The 18999-nt window shown below is 67.3% G+C and carries 18 protein-coding genes; 10 read left to right on the forward strand and 8 right to left on the reverse strand.

Translation table 11 applies throughout. From position 1 onward, the window contains the following. Positions 1-59: 59 nt before the first annotated feature. The 5 genes from QX094_RS01585 to QX094_RS01605 all read left to right on the forward strand — a co-directional run bounded on the left by QX094_RS01585 (position 60) and on the right by QX094_RS01605 (position 5325). A complete protein-coding gene (locus QX094_RS01585) occupies positions 60-539 on the forward strand; it encodes a hypothetical protein (protein WP_316187548.1) in 480 nt (159 codons plus the stop codon). Positions 540-642: 103 nt separating this feature from the next. Continuing rightward, positions 643-960: a metalloregulator ArsR/SmtB family transcription factor gene (locus QX094_RS01590; protein ID WP_315712726.1), complete on the forward strand. Its 318-nt coding sequence runs from the start codon at positions 643-645 to the stop codon at positions 958-960. 48 nt (positions 961-1008) lie between these two features. After that, the gene (locus tag QX094_RS01595) at positions 1009-2373 is read left to right on the forward strand and encodes an NAD(P)-binding domain-containing protein (RefSeq protein ID WP_316187549.1); all 1365 of its coding nucleotides are present in this window, start codon (positions 1009-1011) and stop codon (positions 2371-2373) included. Between the two features lie 27 nt (positions 2374-2400). Next, positions 2401-3588 (forward strand): MFS transporter, encoded by a 1188-nt coding sequence (locus QX094_RS01600; protein WP_316167148.1) that lies wholly within the window; start codon positions 2401-2403, stop codon positions 3586-3588. A 162-nt stretch (positions 3589-3750) separates the two neighbouring features. Next, positions 3751-5325, forward strand: coding sequence for an EAL domain-containing protein (locus QX094_RS01605; RefSeq protein ID WP_316187550.1), 1575 nt, complete (start codon positions 3751-3753; stop codon positions 5323-5325). Positions 5326-5355: 30 nt separating this feature from the next. Here QX094_RS01605 and QX094_RS01610 read toward each other — a convergent pair whose 3' ends face one another. Further along, positions 5356-5784 (reverse strand): CHRD domain-containing protein, encoded by a 429-nt coding sequence (locus QX094_RS01610; RefSeq protein ID WP_315712732.1) that lies wholly within the window; start codon positions 5782-5784, stop codon positions 5356-5358. Positions 5785-5973: 189 nt separating this feature from the next. Here QX094_RS01610 and QX094_RS01615 point away from each other — a divergent pair, with 189 nt between their 5' ends. Further along, positions 5974-6630: a TetR/AcrR family transcriptional regulator gene (locus QX094_RS01615; RefSeq protein WP_315753189.1), complete on the forward strand. Its 657-nt coding sequence runs from the start codon at positions 5974-5976 to the stop codon at positions 6628-6630. 2 nt (positions 6631-6632) lie between these two features. Here QX094_RS01615 and QX094_RS01620 read toward each other — a convergent pair whose 3' ends face one another. After that, positions 6633-7349, reverse strand: a complete 717-nt coding sequence (locus QX094_RS01620) for a GntR family transcriptional regulator (protein WP_316187551.1) — start codon at positions 7347-7349, stop codon at positions 6633-6635. A gap of 174 nt (positions 7350-7523) precedes the next feature. On the opposite strand from QX094_RS01620, the gene QX094_RS01625 reads away from it, so the two are divergent. Genes QX094_RS01625 through QX094_RS01640 form a run of 4 tightly spaced genes read left to right on the forward strand, consistent with a single transcriptional unit; the run spans position 7524 to position 12216 of the window. After that, positions 7524-8417 (forward strand): VOC family protein, encoded by an 894-nt coding sequence (locus QX094_RS01625; RefSeq protein WP_316187552.1) that lies wholly within the window; start codon positions 7524-7526, stop codon positions 8415-8417. A gap of 31 nt (positions 8418-8448) precedes the next feature. After that, complete coding sequence (locus QX094_RS01630; protein ID WP_316187553.1) at positions 8449-10005, forward strand: bifunctional 3-(3-hydroxy-phenyl)propionate/3-hydroxycinnamic acid hydroxylase; 1557 nt, start codon at positions 8449-8451, stop codon at positions 10003-10005. A gap of 27 nt (positions 10006-10032) precedes the next feature. Beyond that, positions 10033-11355: an MFS transporter gene (locus QX094_RS01635; protein ID WP_315753193.1), complete on the forward strand. Its 1323-nt coding sequence runs from the start codon at positions 10033-10035 to the stop codon at positions 11353-11355. A gap of 9 nt (positions 11356-11364) precedes the next feature. Next, positions 11365-12216 carry a fumarylacetoacetate hydrolase family protein gene (locus QX094_RS01640; RefSeq protein ID WP_315753194.1) on the forward strand — a complete coding sequence of 284 codons (852 nt, stop codon included), beginning with the start codon at positions 11365-11367 and terminating at the stop codon, positions 12214-12216. Between the two features lie 122 nt (positions 12217-12338). Here the strand turns inward: QX094_RS01640 and QX094_RS01645 are convergent, their stop codons facing one another. From QX094_RS01645 to QX094_RS01670, 6 genes are all read right to left on the reverse strand, one after another. Continuing rightward, a complete protein-coding gene (locus QX094_RS01645; protein WP_315753195.1) occupies positions 12339-13922 on the reverse strand; it encodes a DHA2 family efflux MFS transporter permease subunit in 1584 nt (527 codons plus the stop codon). A 12-nt stretch (positions 13923-13934) separates the two neighbouring features. After that, positions 13935-15062 (reverse strand): HlyD family secretion protein, encoded by a 1128-nt coding sequence (locus QX094_RS01650; RefSeq protein WP_410051893.1) that lies wholly within the window; start codon positions 15060-15062, stop codon positions 13935-13937. Positions 15063-15510: 448 nt separating this feature from the next. Further along, positions 15511-16203, reverse strand: coding sequence for a YoaK family protein (locus tag QX094_RS01655; protein WP_315712745.1), 693 nt, complete (start codon positions 16201-16203; stop codon positions 15511-15513). Positions 16204-16222: 19 nt separating this feature from the next. Beyond that, complete coding sequence (locus QX094_RS01660; protein ID WP_315712747.1) at positions 16223-17626, reverse strand: alginate export family protein; 1404 nt, start codon at positions 17624-17626, stop codon at positions 16223-16225. 30 nt (positions 17627-17656) lie between these two features. Beyond that, a complete protein-coding gene (locus QX094_RS01665; protein ID WP_315712749.1) occupies positions 17657-18547 on the reverse strand; it encodes a glyoxalase in 891 nt (296 codons plus the stop codon). Between the two features lie 26 nt (positions 18548-18573). Then, positions 18574-18999: a DoxX family protein gene (locus QX094_RS01670; RefSeq protein WP_315712751.1), complete on the reverse strand. Its 426-nt coding sequence runs from the start codon at positions 18997-18999 to the stop codon at positions 18574-18576.

Consider the following 18999-nt stretch of genomic DNA (forward strand, 5'->3'; position numbering starts at 1 on the left):
GCCGCCCGGCTGCGCGGTCTAGGGAAGACGCCACCGCGTTCGCTGAAATGGAGGTTCTCATGCGCCTGCGTCTCGCCGTCATCACGCTGGCCCTTGTTGCGTCCGCCGGCATCGCCGCGGCGCAGCACCACGGCCATCACGACCACGGCAGCCATGGGGCGCTTCCGCCGGACCAGCGCGAGCGGGTGGCGTTTCCGCCCGATCTCGCCGAGCACACCCTCGCCAACATGCGCGACCATCTGCTGGCGCTGCAGCAGATCAACGACGCGCTTGCGGCGGGCGAGCCGGACAAAGCCGGCCAGATCGCCGAGCAACGCCTGGGCATGAGCTCGCTGCGTCTGCACGGCGCCGCTGAGGTCGCCGGGTTCATGCCCCAGGGCATGCAGGAGGCCGGAACGACGATGCACAGGGCGGCGAGCCGCTTCGCCATCGAAGCGCAGAATGCGGGCGTAACCGGAGACCTCAAGCCGGCGCTGAAGGCGCTCGGCGAGACGATGGCCGCCTGCGTCGGCTGCCATGCCGGCTACCGGCTGCGATAGCGCGCCGGACAACCGACCACGCGCGGCGCGCGCTCATGGATATTTCCAATATTCTAGAAATATCGTTTGACTCCGGCGGGCCGCATGCCGCATCCTCCACACCATGAAGCTCGATGACGCCGCTGCCCGCCTGGAAGCCCTCGGCAACACCACGCGCCTGAAGATCTACCGCGCGCTGGTGCGCGCCGGGCATGCCGGGATGCCGGTCGGCCGGCTGCAGGAGCGGCTGAAGGTCCCGGCCTCCACGCTGTCGCACCACGTCAAGACGCTGGTCGCGGTCGGGCTGATCTCGCAAATGCGCGAGGGCACGACGCTGGTCTGCCATGCCGAATACGACGTGATGCGCTCCCTGCTCGGCTTTCTGGTTTCCGAATGCTGCGTCGAGGAGCGCGACTGCGGCACCGCGAGGCCGGCGGCTTGATGATTTCGCCCTTTAATTCGATACTTCTAGAAATATAGTAGGAAGTACATGACGGACGCCAAGACGGTCGCAATCATCGGCGCCGGCCCGGTCGGGCTGGCGGCAGCAGCCCATGCGCTGGCGCGCGGCCTGACCCCGGTCGTGCTGGAAGCGGGTCCGGAAGCCGCGCATGCGGTGCGGCAATGGCAGCACGTCCAGTTGTTCTCGCCTTGGAAGTACAACATCGATAGCGCGGCGGCGCGGCTGCTCGCTGCGATGGGATGGAATTCGCCCGAGCCCGAGGCCTACCCGACCGGGCGCGAGCTGATCGAAACCTATCTCGCGCCGCTGGCGACGCGCACTGCGCTGCGCGACGTCGTCAGGACCTCGCATCGCGTCACCGCGATCAGCCGGGCCGGCTTCGACAAGGCGAAGTCGAAGGGACGCGCCGATGCGCCGTTCGAGATCCGCATCCACAACGGCAAGGGCGAGGCGGCGCTGCAGGCCGACGCCGTCATCGATGTCTCCGGTGCCTGGTTCTCGCCCAACCCTGCCGGCCATAGCGGACTGCCCGCGCTCGGCGAAGCCGCGCATGCGGCGCGCATCGCCTACGCGATGCCGGACGTCCGCGGCGCGCAGCGCAGCCGTTATGCGGGCAGGACGGTCGCGGTGCTCGGCGCCGGCCACTCGGCGATCGGCACCCTGATCGACCTGGCCGCATTGGCCGAGGTCGCGCCGGGCACGCAGGCGATCTGGCTGTTGCGCGGCGACGATCCCGCGAAGGCGTTCGGCGGCGGCAGCGCCGACCAGCTCGCCGCGCGCGGCGAACTCGGCCTGGCCTTCGCCGCGCTGGTACGTTCGGGCCGCATCCGGCTCGAGCCCGGCTTCGGCGTCACGGGGATCACCGATGAGGACGGCCGGTTGCGGATCGCCGCGGACGGCGACCGCCGCATCATCGCCGACGAGCTGATCGTCGCCACCGGCTTCCGCCCCGATCTGTCGCTGCTCGCGGAGCTGCGCCTGCGGCTCGATCCCGCGATCGAGGCTCCTGTTGCGCTCGCGCCATTGATCGATCCGAACGAGCATTCCTGCGGCACGGTGCGGCCGCATGGCGCGCGCGAGCTGGCGCAGGCCGATGAGCCCGGGCTCTATCTCGCCGGCATGAAGAGCTACGGCCGCGCGCCGAACTTCCTGATGATGACGGGCTATGAGCAGGTCCGTTCGATCACCGCCGACATCGCCGGGGACAAGGCCGCCGCGCATCGTGTCGAGTTGAAACTGCCGGAGACCGGCGTCTGCACCCGCGGCGGAGTGGAGAGCATTGCAGCCCTGCCCGGCTGCTGTGGCGGACCGGCGCCATCGGGCGTAGACAGTTGCTGTGCCGATGACGCCAAAGCCAAGCTGGCTGGCCGCAGCGGCCGCGGCTGCTCATGACGCCGAGCCAAGGAGAGGTCGACGGGAATGCAGGCAAGACGGCTGGGCGTGGTCATCGCTCTCGGCACCGCCCAGACGCTGGCCTGGGGATCGAGCTACTATCTTCCCGCCATCCTCGCCGACCCGATCGCCAGGGATCTCGGCCTGTCCAACAACTGGTTCTTCGCCGCCTTTTCCGCCTCGCTGATCATCTCCGGCCTGTTGGGTCCGCGCATCGGCCGCCAGATCGACCGCGTCGGCGGCCGCCAGGTGCTGTGCGCCTCCAACATCGTGCTGGCGATCGGACTCGCACTGCTCGGCCTATCGCATTCGCTGTGGGTGATGGCGCTGGCGTGGCTGTGGCTCGGCGTCGGCATGGGGCTCGGCCTCTATGACGCCGCGTTCGGCGCGCTCGGGCGCATCTATGGCAAGGATGCACGCGGCGCGATCACCGGCATCACCCTGATCGCGGGCTTCGCCTCGACCGTCGGCTGGCCGCTGAGCACATGGGGGCTCGCGACGATCGGCTGGCGCGAGACCTGCTTCGCCTGGGCGATCGCGCATCTCGTCATCGGCCTGCCGCTCAATTTGTCGCTGCCGCGGGCGACCGTGATGGCGCCCGGCGATATCCCGACGGGCAAGCCCAACATCCCGCTCGACCGCCCGATGGTGCTGATCGCGTTCGCGATGGCGGCGGCCTGGACCGTGACCGCGGCGATGGCGGTGCATCTGCCGCGGCTGATGCAGGCGTTCGGCGCGACGCCTGCACAAGCCTTGTTCGCCGGCATGATGATCGGGCCGGCGCAGGTCGCCGCGCGCGTGTTCGAGGCCGGCTTCCTCAGCCGCTTCCATCCGCTCGCCTCGGCGCGGCTCGCCTGCATCACCCATCCGATCGGCGCCGTGACGATCGGGCTGTTCGGCGGGGGCGCCGCGGCGGCGTTCGCGCTGCTGCACGGCTCCGGCAACGGCATCCTGACGATCGCTCGCGGCACCCTGCCGCTCGCCATCTTCGGCCCCGTCAACTACGCCTACCGGCTCGGCCTGATCGGGGCGCCGTCGCGGATCTGCCAGGCCTTCGCGCCGCTGCTGTTCGGCCTGCTGATCGATGGGCTCGGCCGCGGCGTGCTGATCGTGTCGGCGAGCCTCAGCCTGTCGGCGCTCGCCGCCCTGATGCTACTGCCGGCCGAGCGCGCCGAGACGGCGGTGCCGCTCGACACCACCGACAAGGCGGCTTGAGCCGGTAGCCCTTTCTTAACCAGCTTTCTGCGCCCACCGCTCACCGTGCCGCTACGGACGGGCATCCATGAGCGCATATACGGAAAGTTGAAGGTTGGATTGAAGGATACCCGTGGTCATACGGGGGTCATTCACGACACGATGGCATTGCAGCGCAAACACATGCTTCGCGTCGGGGCGGTGGCCGCCTGCGTCGGGGTCTTCCTGGCCGGCGCCGATTTCGCCGTGACCGCGCTGATCGGCAACCAGACCGCGCGGCAGCTCAGCGAGCTCAGCAAGGTGGCGCTGCGCCGCTCCGAGGCGGCCATCGACTCGGCCGGATCGATCCTGAACCGCCTGATCGCGAAAGGTCCGATGGACTGCAGCGCCGTCGCGCTGCAGGCGCTGCGCCTTCACGTCTATCAAGGCACCATCATCAAGGACATCCGCACCGTCGACCGCGACGGCGCGGTCGAGTGCGCGGCCTATTCCGAAACGCTCGAATTCGACAATGGCTGGGCGCGGCGCGACGAGATGTTCAAGTCCGCCGACGGCGAGCTGCGGCTGTTCCGCGTCGAGCAGTTCACCGGCGCCGCGTTCGGCGTGATGCGCGACATCGACGCGCAACGGTCTCTGGCTGCGATCCTGCGCATCGATGGCAACCTGCTGGACGTGATGCCGGTCGGCCTGCGCGCCGAGAGCAACGTCACCCTGACCCTGCCCGATGGCGAGCAGGTGGCCGGCTATCATCCCGATGCATCCGCCAAGTCTCCGGCGCAGACCGTCGCGTTCACCACCGTGTCCGACCGCTATCCGCTGCAGGCCACGATCCATGTGCGGCCGCAGAGCCTGAGCACCCGCGGCGACCTCGCTTATCTCCTGACCATGCTCGCCGCCGGCACGCTGGGCGGCATGTTCGGCCTGCTGCTGACGAGCTATCTCAGCCGGCCGATGGACCCGGTCGCCGAGCTCGACCGCGCGCTCGCGGCCAACGAGTTCAAGCCCTATGTGCAGCCGACCTTCCGACTGAAGACCGGCGACATCGTCGGCTGCGAGATCCTGGCACGCTGGGAGAAGCCGGACGGCCGGCTGATCCCGCCGATGAGCTTCATCCCGCTCGCCGAGACCACCGGCCGCATCGAGAAGCTGACCTGGCAGCTTCTCAAGACCGCCTTGCGCGAGCTGCAGCCGGAGATGAAGCAGGACAAGCTGTTCAAGCTGTCCGTCAACATCACCCCGCGCCATCTGCTCGGCGACCGCTTCATCGACGATCTGCGCAAGACGGTCGCGTCGTCATCGGTCTCCACCCGCCAGGTCGTGCTCGAGGTCACCGAGCGCGAGGAGCTCGCCGATCTCGCCAAGGCGACTGATGTCGTGAAGGAGCTCAGCGAACTCGGCTTCCGCGTCGCGCTCGACGACGTCGGCATCGGCCATAGTGGCCTGTCCTATATCCAGCGGCTCGGCGCGCGCATCCTGAAGATCGACAAGTTCTTCGTTGACGCGATCACCCGCGACCAGTCCGCCATCGTGGTGGTGCAGATGCTGGTGGCGCTGGCGCGCGAGCTCGACATGTCCGTGGTCGCCGAGGGCATCGAGCATCAGGAGCAGGTCGATGCGCTGATCGCCTGCGGCGTCGAGGAAGGCCAGGGCTACCTGGTCGCGCCGCCGCTGTCGCTCGGCCGCTTCAAGCAGTTCCTCGACGTGCGCCGGGCCTCGGCCGTTCCCGGCCAGGCCGGCGAGCCGGAACTGGCCGCGTGACGGCGAGCCCGCGCGCGTCGGGCACGCGCCTCACTGCCGGGTCATCTGTCCGCGGATCTCGCCGCCCGGGTTCGCCTGGGTGTGGACGTTGGCGTACCATTTGCCGGCCAGCAGATCGGCCGCCTGCGCATCGGTGATCACGGCGGAGCCCGTGATCGGCGGCTCCGGGCTCTTGAACGGCAGCACGATGCCGGCATTCTTGCCGGGCTCGCTGGGACCGTGGAAATGCGCGCCGATCGGCGGCCCGCTGAGGCCGGAGAAGGTAACCTTCCAGCTCAGCGTCTTGGTTGCGGTGTCGAAGCTCGCTTCGGCCGCGCCCGACGCGGCGGATGCGTTCGGCGGCACCTCGTTGGCGGCCTTGAGCTCGGACTTCAAGACGACGGTTTCGGCGCGAGCCATCGGCGCGGCCGCGACCCAGGCGACGGCGAGCAACGCCAAATGAACGAATGTCCGTCCCATGGTTTTCCTCCTAATTCCTTATGTGCAGTCTCAGTGTTCGAGACCCCACGGGCAAGCTGATATTCCGTGGAACGCATTAACACCCCAGGCATGAGCAGCGGCCCCGGCCGCTTTGATTGAACAATCCAGACCCCTGTGCCAAACAGGACGGGAACACAAAGGCCTCGAAAGAAAGCCATGGCGGATCGAATGGTTGCTTCCAGGACGGCGCGCGGCAAGGTGGGGCGGCCTCCGCTCGAACGTGCCGGCGAGGTCGAAGAGCGCATTCTCGACGCGGCAAAGACGGTGTTCCTCGCAAACGGCTTCGAAGGCGCGAGCGTCGACGAAATCGCGCAGACCGCGCGCGCCGGCAAGCCGACCATCTACGCGCGATTTCCCAGCAAGGCCGCGCTGTTCGCGGCCGTCATCGGCCGCCAGGCCGCGCGCAACACGCAGTATGAGAACCTGGTGCCGCAGGGCCGCACCTTCCGCGCCCGGCTGATCAGCCTCGGGCTCACCTTGATCGAGCGCGCCTTCGTCGAGGACACGATCGGCCTGATGCGCACCGCGATTGCGGAAAGTCCGCGCTTTCCCGAGCTGACGCTCGAGATCCAGGACACGGCGCGCAAGCGCGCCACCTGCAATGTGAGCCACGCGATCGGCGAGCTCGCGCGCGCCGAAGGTCTCGCCGGCAAGGGCGCGTTCTCGGCCGACCGCATCGAGGACAGCGCACGGATCTTCCTCGATCTCGTCGTGTTCGCCGTGCTGATCCGCAGCCTGCTCGGCGAGGACATGCGCGCCCTGAAGAAGGAAGCCCAGGCGCATGTCGAGAAGCGCGTCGACTTCTTCCTCGCCGCGACGACGTGATCCTAAATCTTTCTGTCCTTGCGCAGCTCCGGAAAGATCGTCTCGTCCTGCAGGATCACGTCCGCGGTGCGCTGATAGTGCGCCGTGAGCTGCGCAACCGCGCGTTCGGTGTCGGCGTCGAGCACGGCGTTCACGATGTCGGCGTGCTCGTCGCCGACGGGGCGTGACGGAAACGCCTTGCGGATCGACAGCCGGCGGTAGCGATAGAGCTGGTCGGCAAGCTGGCCGCAGAACGCGATCAGCGACTGCGAGCCGCAGTTCGAGATCAGGACCCGATGATAGATCCGGTGCAGCCTCTCCCACTCCGGATTGTCCTCGAACGTTGTCGCGCTGAGCGAGCGCGGCGCGCGGCTGAGCCGATGCTGCGCCAGCACCAGTTGCTCTTCCCAATCGGGCGTCGCCGCCGCCATCGACTCGCGCAGCGCCAGCGCCTCGACCCAGCAGCGCGTCTTGGTCAGCTCGGCGAGCTCGGCGCGGCTGATGTCCTTGACGTAGAAGCCGCGCTGCTCGCGCACCTCGACCAGTCCGTCGGCAGTCAGGCGGTTGAGCGCCTCGCGCAGCGGTGTCTGCCCGGTCTGATAGGTCTCGGTCAAAAACCGCATCTGCAGCTTGCGCGACGGCGCCAGCCGGCCGGACAGCAGGTCCTCGCGCAGCCGGTCATAAACATGACTCGCCTGCGTCGACGGGCCCTGCCCCTCGGCCTCCAAAACCGCATCCACGCCCGATCTCCTCTGAATCAGACGACATGTATAGAGCGAGGCTGTAGAACATGAAATTTATAAATTCTGATTGATTTCGATTTTTTATGTAATAAAAGGGGCGAGCCGGTTTCGCCGGCCAGGGACAGAAACGTCGCGCGTCCTCACCCGGGCATCGCGCAGGAGGACACGCTCATGACCCGGTTTCCGGTCGCGGCTCTGCGCAGCGTCGATCTGGGCACGCCAGATCTCGCGCGTTCGGAAGCGTTCTATCGACAGACCTGGGGGCTGGAGCGCGTCGCGGAGGCCCACGGCATCGTCTACCTCAGTGCGACCGGCAGCGATCATCACGTCGTGGCCCTGCACCAGAGCGAGCGCACCGAGCTGCAGGCGGTGACTTTCCGCCTCGCCGAGTCCAGTGATTTCGATGCCATCAGCCGCAACGCCATCCGTGAAGGCGCGACGCTGATCGCAGCGCCGGCGCCGAACCCCGGCCCCGACGGCGGCGTGATCATGAGCCTGCGCGGCCCCGAGGGCGGCGTGCTGCGCTTCGTGCATGGTGACATCAGGCACGACGCCAGGCCGCCGCGGCCCGAGCTCCCGGAGCGGCTCGCCCACGTCAATCTCAACAGCACCGATGTCGATCGTTCGGCGGCCTTCTACGAGAAGGCGCTCGGCTTCCGCCTGACCGACCGCTCCGCGGCGATGGCCTTCGTTCGCTGCAATTCGGACCACCATGCCGTCGTGATCGCTGCGGCGAAGGTCAACGGGCTCAACCATGTCGCCTTCCTGATGCCGACCTGGGAAGGCGTGATGCGCGGTGCGGGCCGCATGATCGATGCCGGCCATCCGATCGCGTGGGGCGTCGGACGCCACGGCCCCGGCGACAATGTCTTCGCCTACTTCATCGATCCCGTCGGGACCGTGATCGAATACACCGCCGAGGTGCTGCAGGTCGACGACGACTACGTCGTGCGCGGGCCGGAGCATTGGGTCTGGCCGCCCGGCCGCACCGATCAATGGGGCATCGCTCCGCCCAAGGCCGAGCACGTCAAGTCCGCGCAGCTCGCGGTCGGCTACGCCGCCTGACTCGTTTTCCAACTCCAGAGTTTCCAGATCCATGTCCGCCACGTCAGATCACAAGCATTTCGAGGCCGTGATCGTCGGCTTCGGTCCGACCGGCGCCATCGCCGCGAGCCTGCTCGGCATGCAGGGCATCAAAACGCTGGCGATCGACCGCGCTGTCGAGATCTACGACAAGCCGCGCGCGATCGCGCTCGATCACGAGATCATGCGGCTGTTCGACAATCTCGGTATCGCCGAACAAGTCAGCCGGTACGTCGCGCCGTTCCCGGCGTCCGAGCATTTCGGCGCCCAAGGGCAGTTGATCCGCCGCATCGACATGGTCGGCGAGCCCTATCCCCTCGGCTACACGCCGAGCATGGTGTTCACCCAGCCGCCGGTCGAGCAGGTGATGCGCGATCGTGCTCGCCGCTGTCCTTCCGTCACGGTCGAGCTCGGCACGACCCTCGTCACGATCCGGCAGGATGCGACGGCGGCGACCGTTGTGCTGCAGCGGGCGGACGGTACAGTTCGCGAGGTCACCGCCGACTACGTGATCGGCTGTGACGGCGCCTCCAGCACCGTGCGCCAGCAGCTCGACATCAGCTTCGACGATCTCGACTTCGACGAGCCGTGGCTGGTGGTCGATCTTCTCGTAAATGACGGCGGTGTCGGCAAGCTTCCGGCCACCGCGGCCCAATTCTGCGATCCCGCGCGTCCGACCACCTACATCATCGGCCCCGGCAACCATCGCCGCTTCGAGATCATGCTGCGAGCGGGGGAAGACCGCCACGCGATGGAGCAGCCGGAGCAGGTCTGGCGTTTGCTCTCACCCTGGCTCAGGCCCGAGGACGCAACGCTGTGGCGCGCGGCAAGCTATCGCTTCCATGCGCTGGTCGCACGCCGCTGGCGCCAGGGGCGCGTCCTGCTCGCCGGCGACGCCGCGCATCAGCAGCCGCCCTTCATCGGCCAGGGCATGTGCCAGGGCCTGCGCGATGCAGCCAATCTGTGTTGGAAGCTCGCGCGCGTGTTGCGCGGCCAATCGACCGCGGCGCTGCTCGACAGCTACGAGATCGAGCGCAGCACGCATGTGCGCGAGCTGACCACGCGCATCAAGGCGATCGGCCGCGTCATCTGCGAGCAGGATCCGGAGGCCGCAGCGGCGCGCGATGCGCGTATCCTTGCCGAAGGCGGCGGCGCGCCGCGCACCATCACCCGGCAGGAGATCGTGCCGCCGCTGACGCAGGGATTGCTCGCAACCAAGGCAAACGCAGCCAATGGCACGCTGTTTCCGCAGCCCTGGATCGCCGGTGATGGCGGGCGTGCCCTGCTCGATACCGTCGCCGGCACCGGATGGCGGCTGGTCCTCGACGGGCGGGGTGCGCTGAACTCGAGCGCGATCGACGCTGCGACCCGCGACGCCGGGATCAGTGTGATCGCCATCGGCGGTCACGGCCTGCACGAGGAGAGCGCCGTCGTCGCACGCTGGTTCGAACGCCACGGCTGCGGCGCCGCGCTGGTGCGACCCGACCATTATGTCTACGGCGTCGCGACGGACGCGCCAGGGCTCGCCGCGCTGCTGAGCGAGCTGAACCAACGACTGCACTCATCATAACAAGAGACTATCAAACGGGGAAACGCCATGACGACATCATCGGACACCGCTAGATCCAGTATGGGAGGACGCGCGATCGCCGTCCTCATCATGCTGTTCCTGTTCCAGACGCTGAACTTCTTCGACAAGCTGGTATTCGGCCTCTCGGCCGTGCCGATGATGAAGGAGCTGGGCTTGAGCCCGAAGGAGTTCGGGCTGATCGGCAGCAGCTTCTTCCTGCTGTTCTCGCTGTCGGGCATGGCGGTCGGCATGTTCGTCGTCGGACGCTTCCCGGTGAAATGGCTGCTCCTGATCATGGCCGGCGTCTGGTCGGCGACGCAGATCCCGATCTTCTTCTCCGGCTCGATCGCCGTGCTGGTGATCTGCCGCATCATCCTCGGCGCCGGCGAAGGGCCTGGGCTGCCGACCGCGCTGCACGCCTGCTACAACTGGTTTCCCGCCGACCGGCGCAGCGTGCCGAGCGCCGTGGTGCTGCAGGGCATCAGCGTCGGCCTCTTGGCCGGCGGTCCGATCCTGACCTACGTCATCGTGAGCTATGGCTGGCGCACCGGCTTCCTGTTCTGCGGCCTGCTCGGGCTGGCCTGGATGCTCGGCTGGTTCTTCATCGGCGGCGAAGGACCCTACTCCGCCCATGCGCCGGAGGCTGCGGCGGCCAAGGACAAGGCGTTGCCGGCGCGCGTGCTGTGGGCCGATCCGACCGTGATCGGCGTCATCATCATGTCGACCGCGTCGTACTGGATCGTCGGCATGTCCGCGACCTGGCTGCCGCCCTATCTGCAGCTCGGGCTCGGCTACAAGCAGGTCGATGTCGGCTGGATCATCTCAGGGATCTATCTGTTCCAGTCGCCGCTGCTGCTCGGCGGCTCCTGGCTGACGCAAGTTCTGCAGCGCAAAGGCTTCAGCTTGCGTGCCTGCCTCGGCCACGCCTCCGGTCTCGCGCTGCTCGCCGCCGGCTGCGCACTGCTGTTGAGCATCGTCACCTCGGGCCCGCTGCAGCTCGCCTGTATCGCGATCGCCTTCGCCGCACCGAGCCTCACCACGATCTTCGGCCCCGTCGCGCTCGGCGCCGTGGCGCCGGCGATCCAGCGCGGCCGGCTCATCGTCGTGATCTATTCCGGCAACGCGGCATCCGCGCTGGTGTCGAATGCGCTCACCGGCTGGATCGTCGGCGAGGCCGGCGGCAACGCGCCGCTTGGTTACGCCCACGCCATGACCTTCACCGCCGGCGTGCTGATCGTTGGCGCCATCTCGGCCTTCGCGCTGATCTTCCCGGAGCGCACCATCGCGCGCTTCGCGAAATCGGCGCAAGAACCGGCTTCTCCCTCCGCCGTAGCGGCGGTTTCGACCTGAGGACATCGGATGAGATTTGCAAGCTTCACCATCGACAATGCGCCGACCTGGGGACTGGTCGAGGGCACTGACATCGCCGATCTCGGTGCTGTCCTGCGCGACCGCTTCCCGGATCTGAAATCGGCGATCGCAGCGGACGCGCTGAAGGAAGCGGCTGCAGCGGCCTCGGGCGCAAGGCGGTATCCGCTCTCGGCCATCAGCTTCCTGCCGGTGATTCCGAACCCGGACAAGATCCTCTGCATCGGCCTGAACTACGAGACGCACCGCAAGGAGACCGGCCGCTCCGAGGTCGAGAACCCCACGGTGTTCGGCCGCTTCGCCAACAGCCAGACCGGGCATCTCACCGACATCATCCGCCCGCGCGTCTCGACCGATCTCGATTTCGAGGGCGAACTCGCCATCGTCATCGGCAAGCCCGGCCGCTACATCCCGCGCAGCGAGGCTTGGCAGCACATCGCCGGCTATGCCTGTTACAACGAGGGCAGCGTGCGCGACTTCCAGCGCCACACCCACCAGTTCACGCCGGGGAAGAATTTTCCCGCGACCGGCGCGTTCGGCCCGTGGCTGGTCACGCCGGACGAGATCGACGATCTCGGTCCGCTGCGGCTGCAGACCCGACTGAACGGCGAGGTGGTGCAGGACGCCACGATCAGCCAGATGATCTTCGATATCCCGCGCCAGATCGAATACTGCTCGTCGTTCACCCGGCTCGAGCCGGGCGACGTGATCGCCACGGGGACGCCGGGCGGCGTGGGGTCGCGCCGAACACCGCCGCTGTGGATGAAGCCGGGCGACGTGGTGGAGGTCGAGATCGACCGCATCGGGCTGTTGCGGAACGGCATCGCCGACGAGGCGGTGTAAGCGCCCCTGATGTTCTTGACCGTCATTCCGGGGCAGCCCGTCAGGGCTGAACCCGGAATCTCGAGATTCCGGGTTCGATGCTTGCCATCGCCCCGGAATGACAGCCGAACAACAGTGCCTACTCAATGCGCCATCGCCGGCCCGCCGCCGAGCTTGACCTTGCGGAGCGTCAGCGCCAGCGGAATCGCCGACAGCGAGATCAGCATCAGCGCCCAGTAGACGTCGACATAAGCGAGCAGCGACGACTGCATCTGCACGGTCTGGCCGATCCAGGCGAGCGCCTGCTGCTGCGCCTGGACCAGCGAGCTGCCATGCGCGGTGAAGTAATTGGTCACCTGGTGCAGCGTGTCCTGATAGGCCGGATTGGATGGAATCGCATTCTCCACCAGCCGGCTCTGGTGGAACTGCCCTCGATGCGCCAGGATGTTGGCGGCCAGCGACACGCCGATCGAGCCGCCGGTGTTGCGCGCGGCGTTGATCAGCGCCGAGGCCTGGTCGGTCTTCTCAGGCGGAATGCCGTTGTAGGACGCGGTCGTGATCGACAGGAAGATCAGCGGCAGGCCAATTCCGATCAGCATGCGGGATTCGGCGAAGAACCAGAAATCCACATTGGCGTAGACCCGGGTGAGGTCGTACATCGCGAACGCCACGACGGCCGCGCCCGTCATGATCATGTATTTCGGCTGCACCTTGCCCGAGAGGCGTCCGACGACGAACATCATCGCCATCGTGACGAGGCCGCCCGGCGACAGCACGAGGCCGGCCCAGGTGGCGGTGTAGCCGAAATCCTGCTGCACCATCTGCGGCAGCATCTGCGTGGTGCCGAGCAGGATCGCGCCGGTCGCCAACATCACCAGGAAGCTGGCGCCGAACTGGCGCGACGCCAGCATGCGGACATCGACCGTCGGATTTTTCTGGTTCATCTCCCACGGGATCATGGCGATGAAGGCCGCGACGCAGACCGCGGCGGTCACCATGATGAATCGCGAGTCGAACCAGTCGTCCTCCAGGCCCCGGTCCAGCATCAGTTCGAGCGCGCCGAGAAATGTCGCGACCAGCACGAAGCCGACCACGTCAAAGCCATGCGCCTGCTTGCGCCGCTCGGCCGTGACCTCTTCAGGCTCCTTGAGGATGAGCCCGATCAGGATCATCGCGGCGACGCCGACGGGGCCGTTGATCAGGAAGCACCAGTGCCAGGAGACGTTGTCGGAGAGATAGCCGCCGAGCGTCGGACCGACGACGGGCGCGACCACGACGGCGACGCCGAACAGCGCGAACGCCTGGCCGCGCTTTTCCGGCGGGAAGGAGTCGGCGAGGATCGATTGCGCCACCGGCACCATGCCGCCGCCGCCGAGGCCCTGCATGATCCGGAACAGCAGCAGCACCTGCAAATTCCAGGCGAAGCCGCACAGCACCGAGCTCAAGGTGAACAGGCCGAGGCACAGCAGGAAGAAGGTCTTGCGGCCGAAGCGCTTGGCGAGATAGCTCGAGGCGGTCAGGATGATCGCGTTGGACACGAGATAGGTCGTCACCACCCAGGAGGATTCGTCCTGGCTGACGCCCATGCCGCCGGCGATATAGGGCAGTGCGACGTTGGCGATGGTGGTGTCCAGCACCTCCATGAAGGTCGCGAGCGCCACCAGCACCGCGATGATCCACGGACTGCCTGCGGATCGCGACGCGGCGAGAGGAGCAGCCTCACTCATGGCCGACCTCTCTCACAGCACGGCCTTCAGCCGCTCATAGAGCGACGGCTTGGGATCGACGCGAACGGTCGGCACCACCGACATGCCCGGGCCGAGCGCGACGTCCGTCGGCGGATCGTCCATGTCGATCTTGACCGGCACGCGCTGCACGATCTTGACGTAGTTGCCGGTCGCATTCTGCGGCGGCAGCAGCGAGAATGCCGGGCCCGAGCCGGACTGCACGCTCGCGACGTGGCCGCGGATCTCGCGCTCCGGATAGGCATCGATCTCGAGGGTCACGGGCTGGCCGGGTCGCATCTCGTCGAGCTGGGTTTCCTTGAAATTGGCGGTCACCCAGACGTCATCGGGCACGAACATCGAAAGCGCCGTCCCTTGTGCCGCGAACTGACCATCGGCGGCGCTGAGATTGACAATGCGGCCGGACTGCGCCGCGGTCACGGTCGTGTACGACAGATTGAGCTGGGCCTGGTCGCGCTGGGCCTGCGCCTGAGCGAGATTGGCGTCGGCGCTCTCGTGCTGCGCCTTCAGCGACTCCAACTGGCGTTGCGCGACCGAGAGGTTGGCCTGCGCCGAGGTCAGCGCCGCCTTCTGCTGCTGGAGCTGCGATGTGTATTGCTGCTCGCTCTGCACCGTGCCGGAGCCGGTGCGGGCGAGGTCCTGATAGCGCTTGGCCTGCTGCTCTGCGAAGGTCAGCCCGGCCTGGGCCTGCTCGACCTGGGCCTGGCCCGCGGTGATCTGCGCCTGCTGCACGTCGATCTGCGCATCGATGTTGCGGATCGCCGCCTGCGCCGACTTCACCTGCGCATCGGCCTGCGCCAGCGCGGTCTTGTAGTCGCGATCGTCGATGCGCGCGATCACGTCGCCGGCCTTGACGTGCTGGTTGTCGGTGACCGGAACGGCGGTGATGTAGCCGGAGACTTTCGGCGCAATAGAGAACTGGCGGGCCGCGATGAAGGCGTCGTCGGTGGTCTCATAGTGACCGGCCGCATCGTAGTAGACGTAGCCGCCGGCGCCGACGGCGAGCAGCAGCACGAGACCCAGCGCTGCCCCAAGCGGATGCCGCCGGATCAGGCTCCTCCGGGACCTCTCCTGGCGCTGCCCGTGCTCCGTCGGCGACGGGCCGGGCTCCGCCGCCGGCATCTTGGCCTCGACCTGCTGCCGAGGCTCGCCGGAGGCCCGCCCGCGCCATTGCTGCACGGCCCGATCGCGGGCCGAGACCGCCGGATCGTCGTTGGCCGCCGATGGGACCTCGGCCGATGACAGAGCTTGCTGTGTCATCACGTCTCCTTGAATAGAACGGAACCGTTTCGTTTCTAGAATTGGGGGTGAGGCAGGTGGGACGCAATGGCGAGCCGCGATGCGGACGGCTAAACTTTTCGTCATTGAAGGCCGCCGGCGCGCGTTCCGCTGCGCCTTCACCGCGGTCCGCCGTCAGCAACGTCAACTGCGTTCCGCCGCCGCGGTTGCAGTCTCACGTCATCGCGATGGCTCGATGAACTCGGGCAAATACAACACGCGCACACGGCTGCCGCCGACGGCGCCGGCACCGCACGTCCGGCCGGCGCGGCACCGGCACCTGACGGCGTCCTCAGCGCGCCGGCTCCGGCCCCGCGAGGCGCACGCCGAGCGCCAGCGCGGCAATGACCGGCGGCACGACGAAACACCAGCTCCCCAGGCGCATGAACAGCAGCGCGGCGGCGCCGCAGCCGAGCGCAAAGGCGAGCACGTTGATGGCCATCTGCATGAGCCGCGCCGGCGGCGGCGCTTGGCCCTTGTCGCCGACATAGATCCTGTCGGCGAGATCGATCATCACCTGCGTCGTGGTGCCGGTCATCAGGGTCGAAGGCGGCGAACTCGGCAGATGGATCCGGTGCACGGCATTCTGGATCGCCATCGCCGCGACCAGCACCATGCCGGTGATGATCGCCTCGCGGCTGTCGCCGTCATGGAACGGGCCGAAATGGATGGCGAGCACGGCACCGAGCATGAGCAGCACCAGCTTGACGCCGATCAGGACCTCGAAGGCGCGTGACCACCGCCGGGACAGCAAGGTCCCGGCCAGCCGCGTCGCGATCACGACCACGCAGAACACCGGCAGCGCCAGCAGCTTGGCGATCGCGCCCGAGGTCCCGAGTGCCAGCGCCGCGCCGAACGTCACGAAGTTGCCGGTGACATGCGCCGTGAACAGGCCCTGCAGCGCCAGGAACCCGGCGGTGTCGACATAGCCGGCGTTGACGCTGAGCAGCAGCGGCACCACGTTGCGGGACTCGAATTGCGACATGTCGTCCTACTTTCGTTGCTCAGAGCGCGTATTTCAATTCGATGCCGATGTAGTCGGAGTCATGGCCGCCGGCGCGGCGCAGCGTATCGCCGATCTCATAGTGCACGGCTTCCAACGCTCCGGTGAGGTTGGCGTTGAAGCGATAGTCGGCGCGCAACTGCGCATAGACGCCGGACCACGAGCTGCCCTGCCCCGCAGTGCCGGCGACCGCGACATTGGGCTGGACGTAGATCGCGTCCGCATTGGTCGCGCGCCATTGCAGGCCGATCGCGGCCATGAATGACAGCGCGGCGGTCGGATTCACCGTCAGCGACGGCTTGAGATGGATCAGGTTGGTGTAGCCGGTGAAGCCGGCCAGCGTGAAGTAATAGCCGTTCGGGAACAGCGGATTGAAGGTCTCGATCCTGTTGTCGCCGGGATGGCGGTCGCCGGAGGCGCCGTCGAGCTGAAGGCCGATGCGCGGCTGCCAGGCGAGGTCGGCGAAGGTGTAGCCGGCGCGGGCGCCGGCGCCCCAGGCGCGGATCTGCTTCGCCCCGACCGAGCCCGCCTGCCCCATCGCCTCGAGATCCCAGTCGAAGCCCGCGAGCTTGCCGGCGAAGCGGATGTCCAGCACGTGGCGCTGCTCGAGGCCGGCTGCGTCGAGGAAGCGCGCATTGTCGCGCTGATAGTAGGAATAATACGACGACAGCTCGTTGGTGCCGAGCACCTGGCGCTCGACGCGGAAGGTGTGGAACAGGAACGATCCGTTCGACGTGTCGTCGAACGGACGCACCAGATTATATTGCACCGGCTGGCTGACGAAGCCGATGAAGCGCCATGGGCCGCTTTCCCAGTCGGCCCACAGCGCATCGAAGGACTGGCGCACGTTCGGTCCGTCGCGCGACGACACGAAGCGCTGCAGGTCGAAGTCGAAATCCTGCCGCCCGACCCGGGCCTTGAACGTGCCGCTGTCCGTCGTATTGACATAGGCGAGGAAGGCGAGCCGGAGGTCGAGCGGGTCCTGGTCGACGGACGTGATCTTGGCCTTGCCGAAGGCACGGTCGTCCTCCAGCTGGACGAACAGCTGCCAGTTCTCGTTGAGATGTGCGTCGGCATGGATCTGCAGCCGTTGCAGGAGATGCTGATAGGGTCGCGTTCCACCGATGCCGAAGCTCGCGGCATCCAGGCTCTCGAACCGCTCGCGCAGGTTCATGCCGAACGAGACGTAGCTCTGCGGATGGTCCTGCTGCAGCGGGATGTACTTGATCGGATCTGATGGCGCCGTGCGCAGCGCCGGATCGGCCAGCACCGACCAGTCCTCCTGCCAGCGGTTGGTGCGGATCGCCGGACGCGAGGCGTTGTCCTCGGCGAAAGCTGGCGTGGCTGCACACAGCGCGCCGAGCAGCGTACTCGCGACCAGGGTCTTTCTCAGGAGCCACGCCATCCATGACCTCTCAGGAATCGCCGCAGCATCCTACTTCAATGGCGCATGAATCTCCGCGACATAGCCGCCGGGGAACTGCACCAGTGCCTGCTCGCGTCTGTCCGAGTTGAACGGCTCGACCAGCACGGTGGCGCCCGCTGCTTTTGCCTTGTCGAGCGTGGCCTTGAGATCAGTCACCTCGTAGCCGGTCGTCTCGCGTCCGAACGGATACGGCAGATGGCCGTCGGTGACGAGCACGGTCATGCGGCCGAACACCGACGCGATGCGGATGCGCCGATAGTGATCATTCGGACGGCCGATCTCGACGCCCGGCGCCCTTGGGTCATCGGAGATGACCTTGCCCTTGGAGAAGCGCAGGAAGGCGCGCGTGAAGGTCTCGGCGCGGTCGGCTGATACATAGACGCGATTCTCCGGAACGGTGTCGAACGCCGGATAGGACGGCTTGGTCGTGTGCCAGTATAGCTGCATGTTGACGCCGCCCGGCCATTGGATCACGGCATCACGTCCGATCGGATCGGGGAATGGCGCGACCAGCACGTCGGCGCCGGCGGCCTTGGCCGCCTCGATCGCCGCGTCCAGATCGGTGACCAGATAGCCGGTGCGTTCGGCCCCGAACGGATACGGAATTCCGGTCTTGAAGCCGAACAGCGAGACCGTGCCGACTGGCGTCTGCAACAGCTGCGAGGTCGTGCTGCTCGGAGCAGGCGTCACCGTCGCAACCACCTGCTTGGTGCTCTGGCCGCCGAAGGTGGCGAGGAAGCTGGTGACGAACTTCTCGACGTCGTCCGGCGCGACATAGACATGCGTGGTGTCGTATTGCGCGCCCACGCCGATCAGCGGCGGCGCGTCCTTGGCGAGAGCGGGCGCGGCGAGCAGCGTGGTGGCGATGACGGCGCCGAGCAGATGACGGGAACGGACCATGACGACCTCGAATGAGCAGATGTGGATCAAGCGCGGTGCGTGCGCCGGGAGATGATCGAGACGAGCACGAGGCCGGCGATCAGGCCGAGATGCTCGAAGAAGGCGTTCAGCGCCATGAACCGGTCATGGCCGGACATGTGCCAGAAATCGTTGGCGGCGAGCATCGCAACGAGCGTGAGCACGCCGAGCGCGCCGGCGCCGAGCCAGACGAACCGGTTCGCGATGACGAGCACCGAGCCGATCAGCTCGACGGCGATCGCGGCCGCCGCCCACAGCGCCGCCGGCTGCAGGCCGAAATGCGCCTGCTCGGCAATCGCGCTTGGGAAGTCCATGAACTTCTGGACGCCGCCGATCAGATAGGCTGAAACCAGCGCGACCCGCGCCGCGTGCCACAGCCAGCGCCAGTCGAGCACCGCGGCGATCGGCCGTGGCGTGTCGGACATCCCCGCCAT

Origin of the sequence: Bradyrhizobium sp. SZCCHNS1050, from assembly GCF_032484785.1 — a bacterium.
In the GTDB taxonomy this organism is placed as follows: Bacteria; Pseudomonadota; Alphaproteobacteria; order Rhizobiales; family Xanthobacteraceae; genus Bradyrhizobium.

Excerpts from the sequence above, each read along its gene's own strand:
- QX094_RS01615 (WP_315753189.1), top strand. The coding sequence starts at position 5,974 with ATGGTTGCTTCCAGGACGGCGCGCGGCAAGGTGGGGCGGCCTCCGCTC.
- QX094_RS01650 (WP_410051893.1), bottom strand. The coding sequence starts at position 15,062 with ATGCCGGCGGCGGAGCCCGGCCCGTCGCCGACGGAGCACGGGCAGCGC.
- QX094_RS01610 (WP_315712732.1), bottom strand. The coding sequence starts at position 5,784 with ATGGGACGGACATTCGTTCATTTGGCGTTGCTCGCCGTCGCCTGGGTC.
- QX094_RS01605 (WP_316187550.1), top strand. The coding sequence starts at position 3,751 with ATGCTTCGCGTCGGGGCGGTGGCCGCCTGCGTCGGGGTCTTCCTGGCC.
- QX094_RS01665 (WP_315712749.1), bottom strand. The coding sequence starts at position 18,547 with ATGGTCCGTTCCCGTCATCTGCTCGGCGCCGTCATCGCCACCACGCTG.
- QX094_RS01655 (WP_315712745.1), bottom strand. The coding sequence starts at position 16,203 with ATGTCGCAATTCGAGTCCCGCAACGTGGTGCCGCTGCTGCTCAGCGTC.
- QX094_RS01625 (WP_316187552.1), top strand. The coding sequence starts at position 7,524 with ATGACCCGGTTTCCGGTCGCGGCTCTGCGCAGCGTCGATCTGGGCACG.
- QX094_RS01645 (WP_315753195.1), bottom strand. The coding sequence starts at position 13,922 with ATGAGTGAGGCTGCTCCTCTCGCCGCGTCGCGATCCGCAGGCAGTCCG.
- QX094_RS01660 (WP_315712747.1), bottom strand. The coding sequence starts at position 17,626 with ATGGCGTGGCTCCTGAGAAAGACCCTGGTCGCGAGTACGCTGCTCGGC.
- QX094_RS01595 (WP_316187549.1), top strand. The coding sequence starts at position 1,009 with ATGACGGACGCCAAGACGGTCGCAATCATCGGCGCCGGCCCGGTCGGG.
- QX094_RS01585 (WP_316187548.1), top strand. The coding sequence starts at position 60 with ATGCGCCTGCGTCTCGCCGTCATCACGCTGGCCCTTGTTGCGTCCGCC.
- QX094_RS01600 (WP_316167148.1), top strand. The coding sequence starts at position 2,401 with ATGCAGGCAAGACGGCTGGGCGTGGTCATCGCTCTCGGCACCGCCCAG.
- QX094_RS01630 (WP_316187553.1), top strand. The coding sequence starts at position 8,449 with ATGTCCGCCACGTCAGATCACAAGCATTTCGAGGCCGTGATCGTCGGC.
- QX094_RS01670 (WP_315712751.1), bottom strand. The coding sequence starts at position 18,999 with ATGGCGGGGATGTCCGACACGCCACGGCCGATCGCCGCGGTGCTCGAC.
- QX094_RS01590 (WP_315712726.1), top strand. The coding sequence starts at position 643 with ATGAAGCTCGATGACGCCGCTGCCCGCCTGGAAGCCCTCGGCAACACC.
- QX094_RS01635 (WP_315753193.1), top strand. The coding sequence starts at position 10,033 with ATGACGACATCATCGGACACCGCTAGATCCAGTATGGGAGGACGCGCG.
- QX094_RS01640 (WP_315753194.1), top strand. The coding sequence starts at position 11,365 with ATGAGATTTGCAAGCTTCACCATCGACAATGCGCCGACCTGGGGACTG.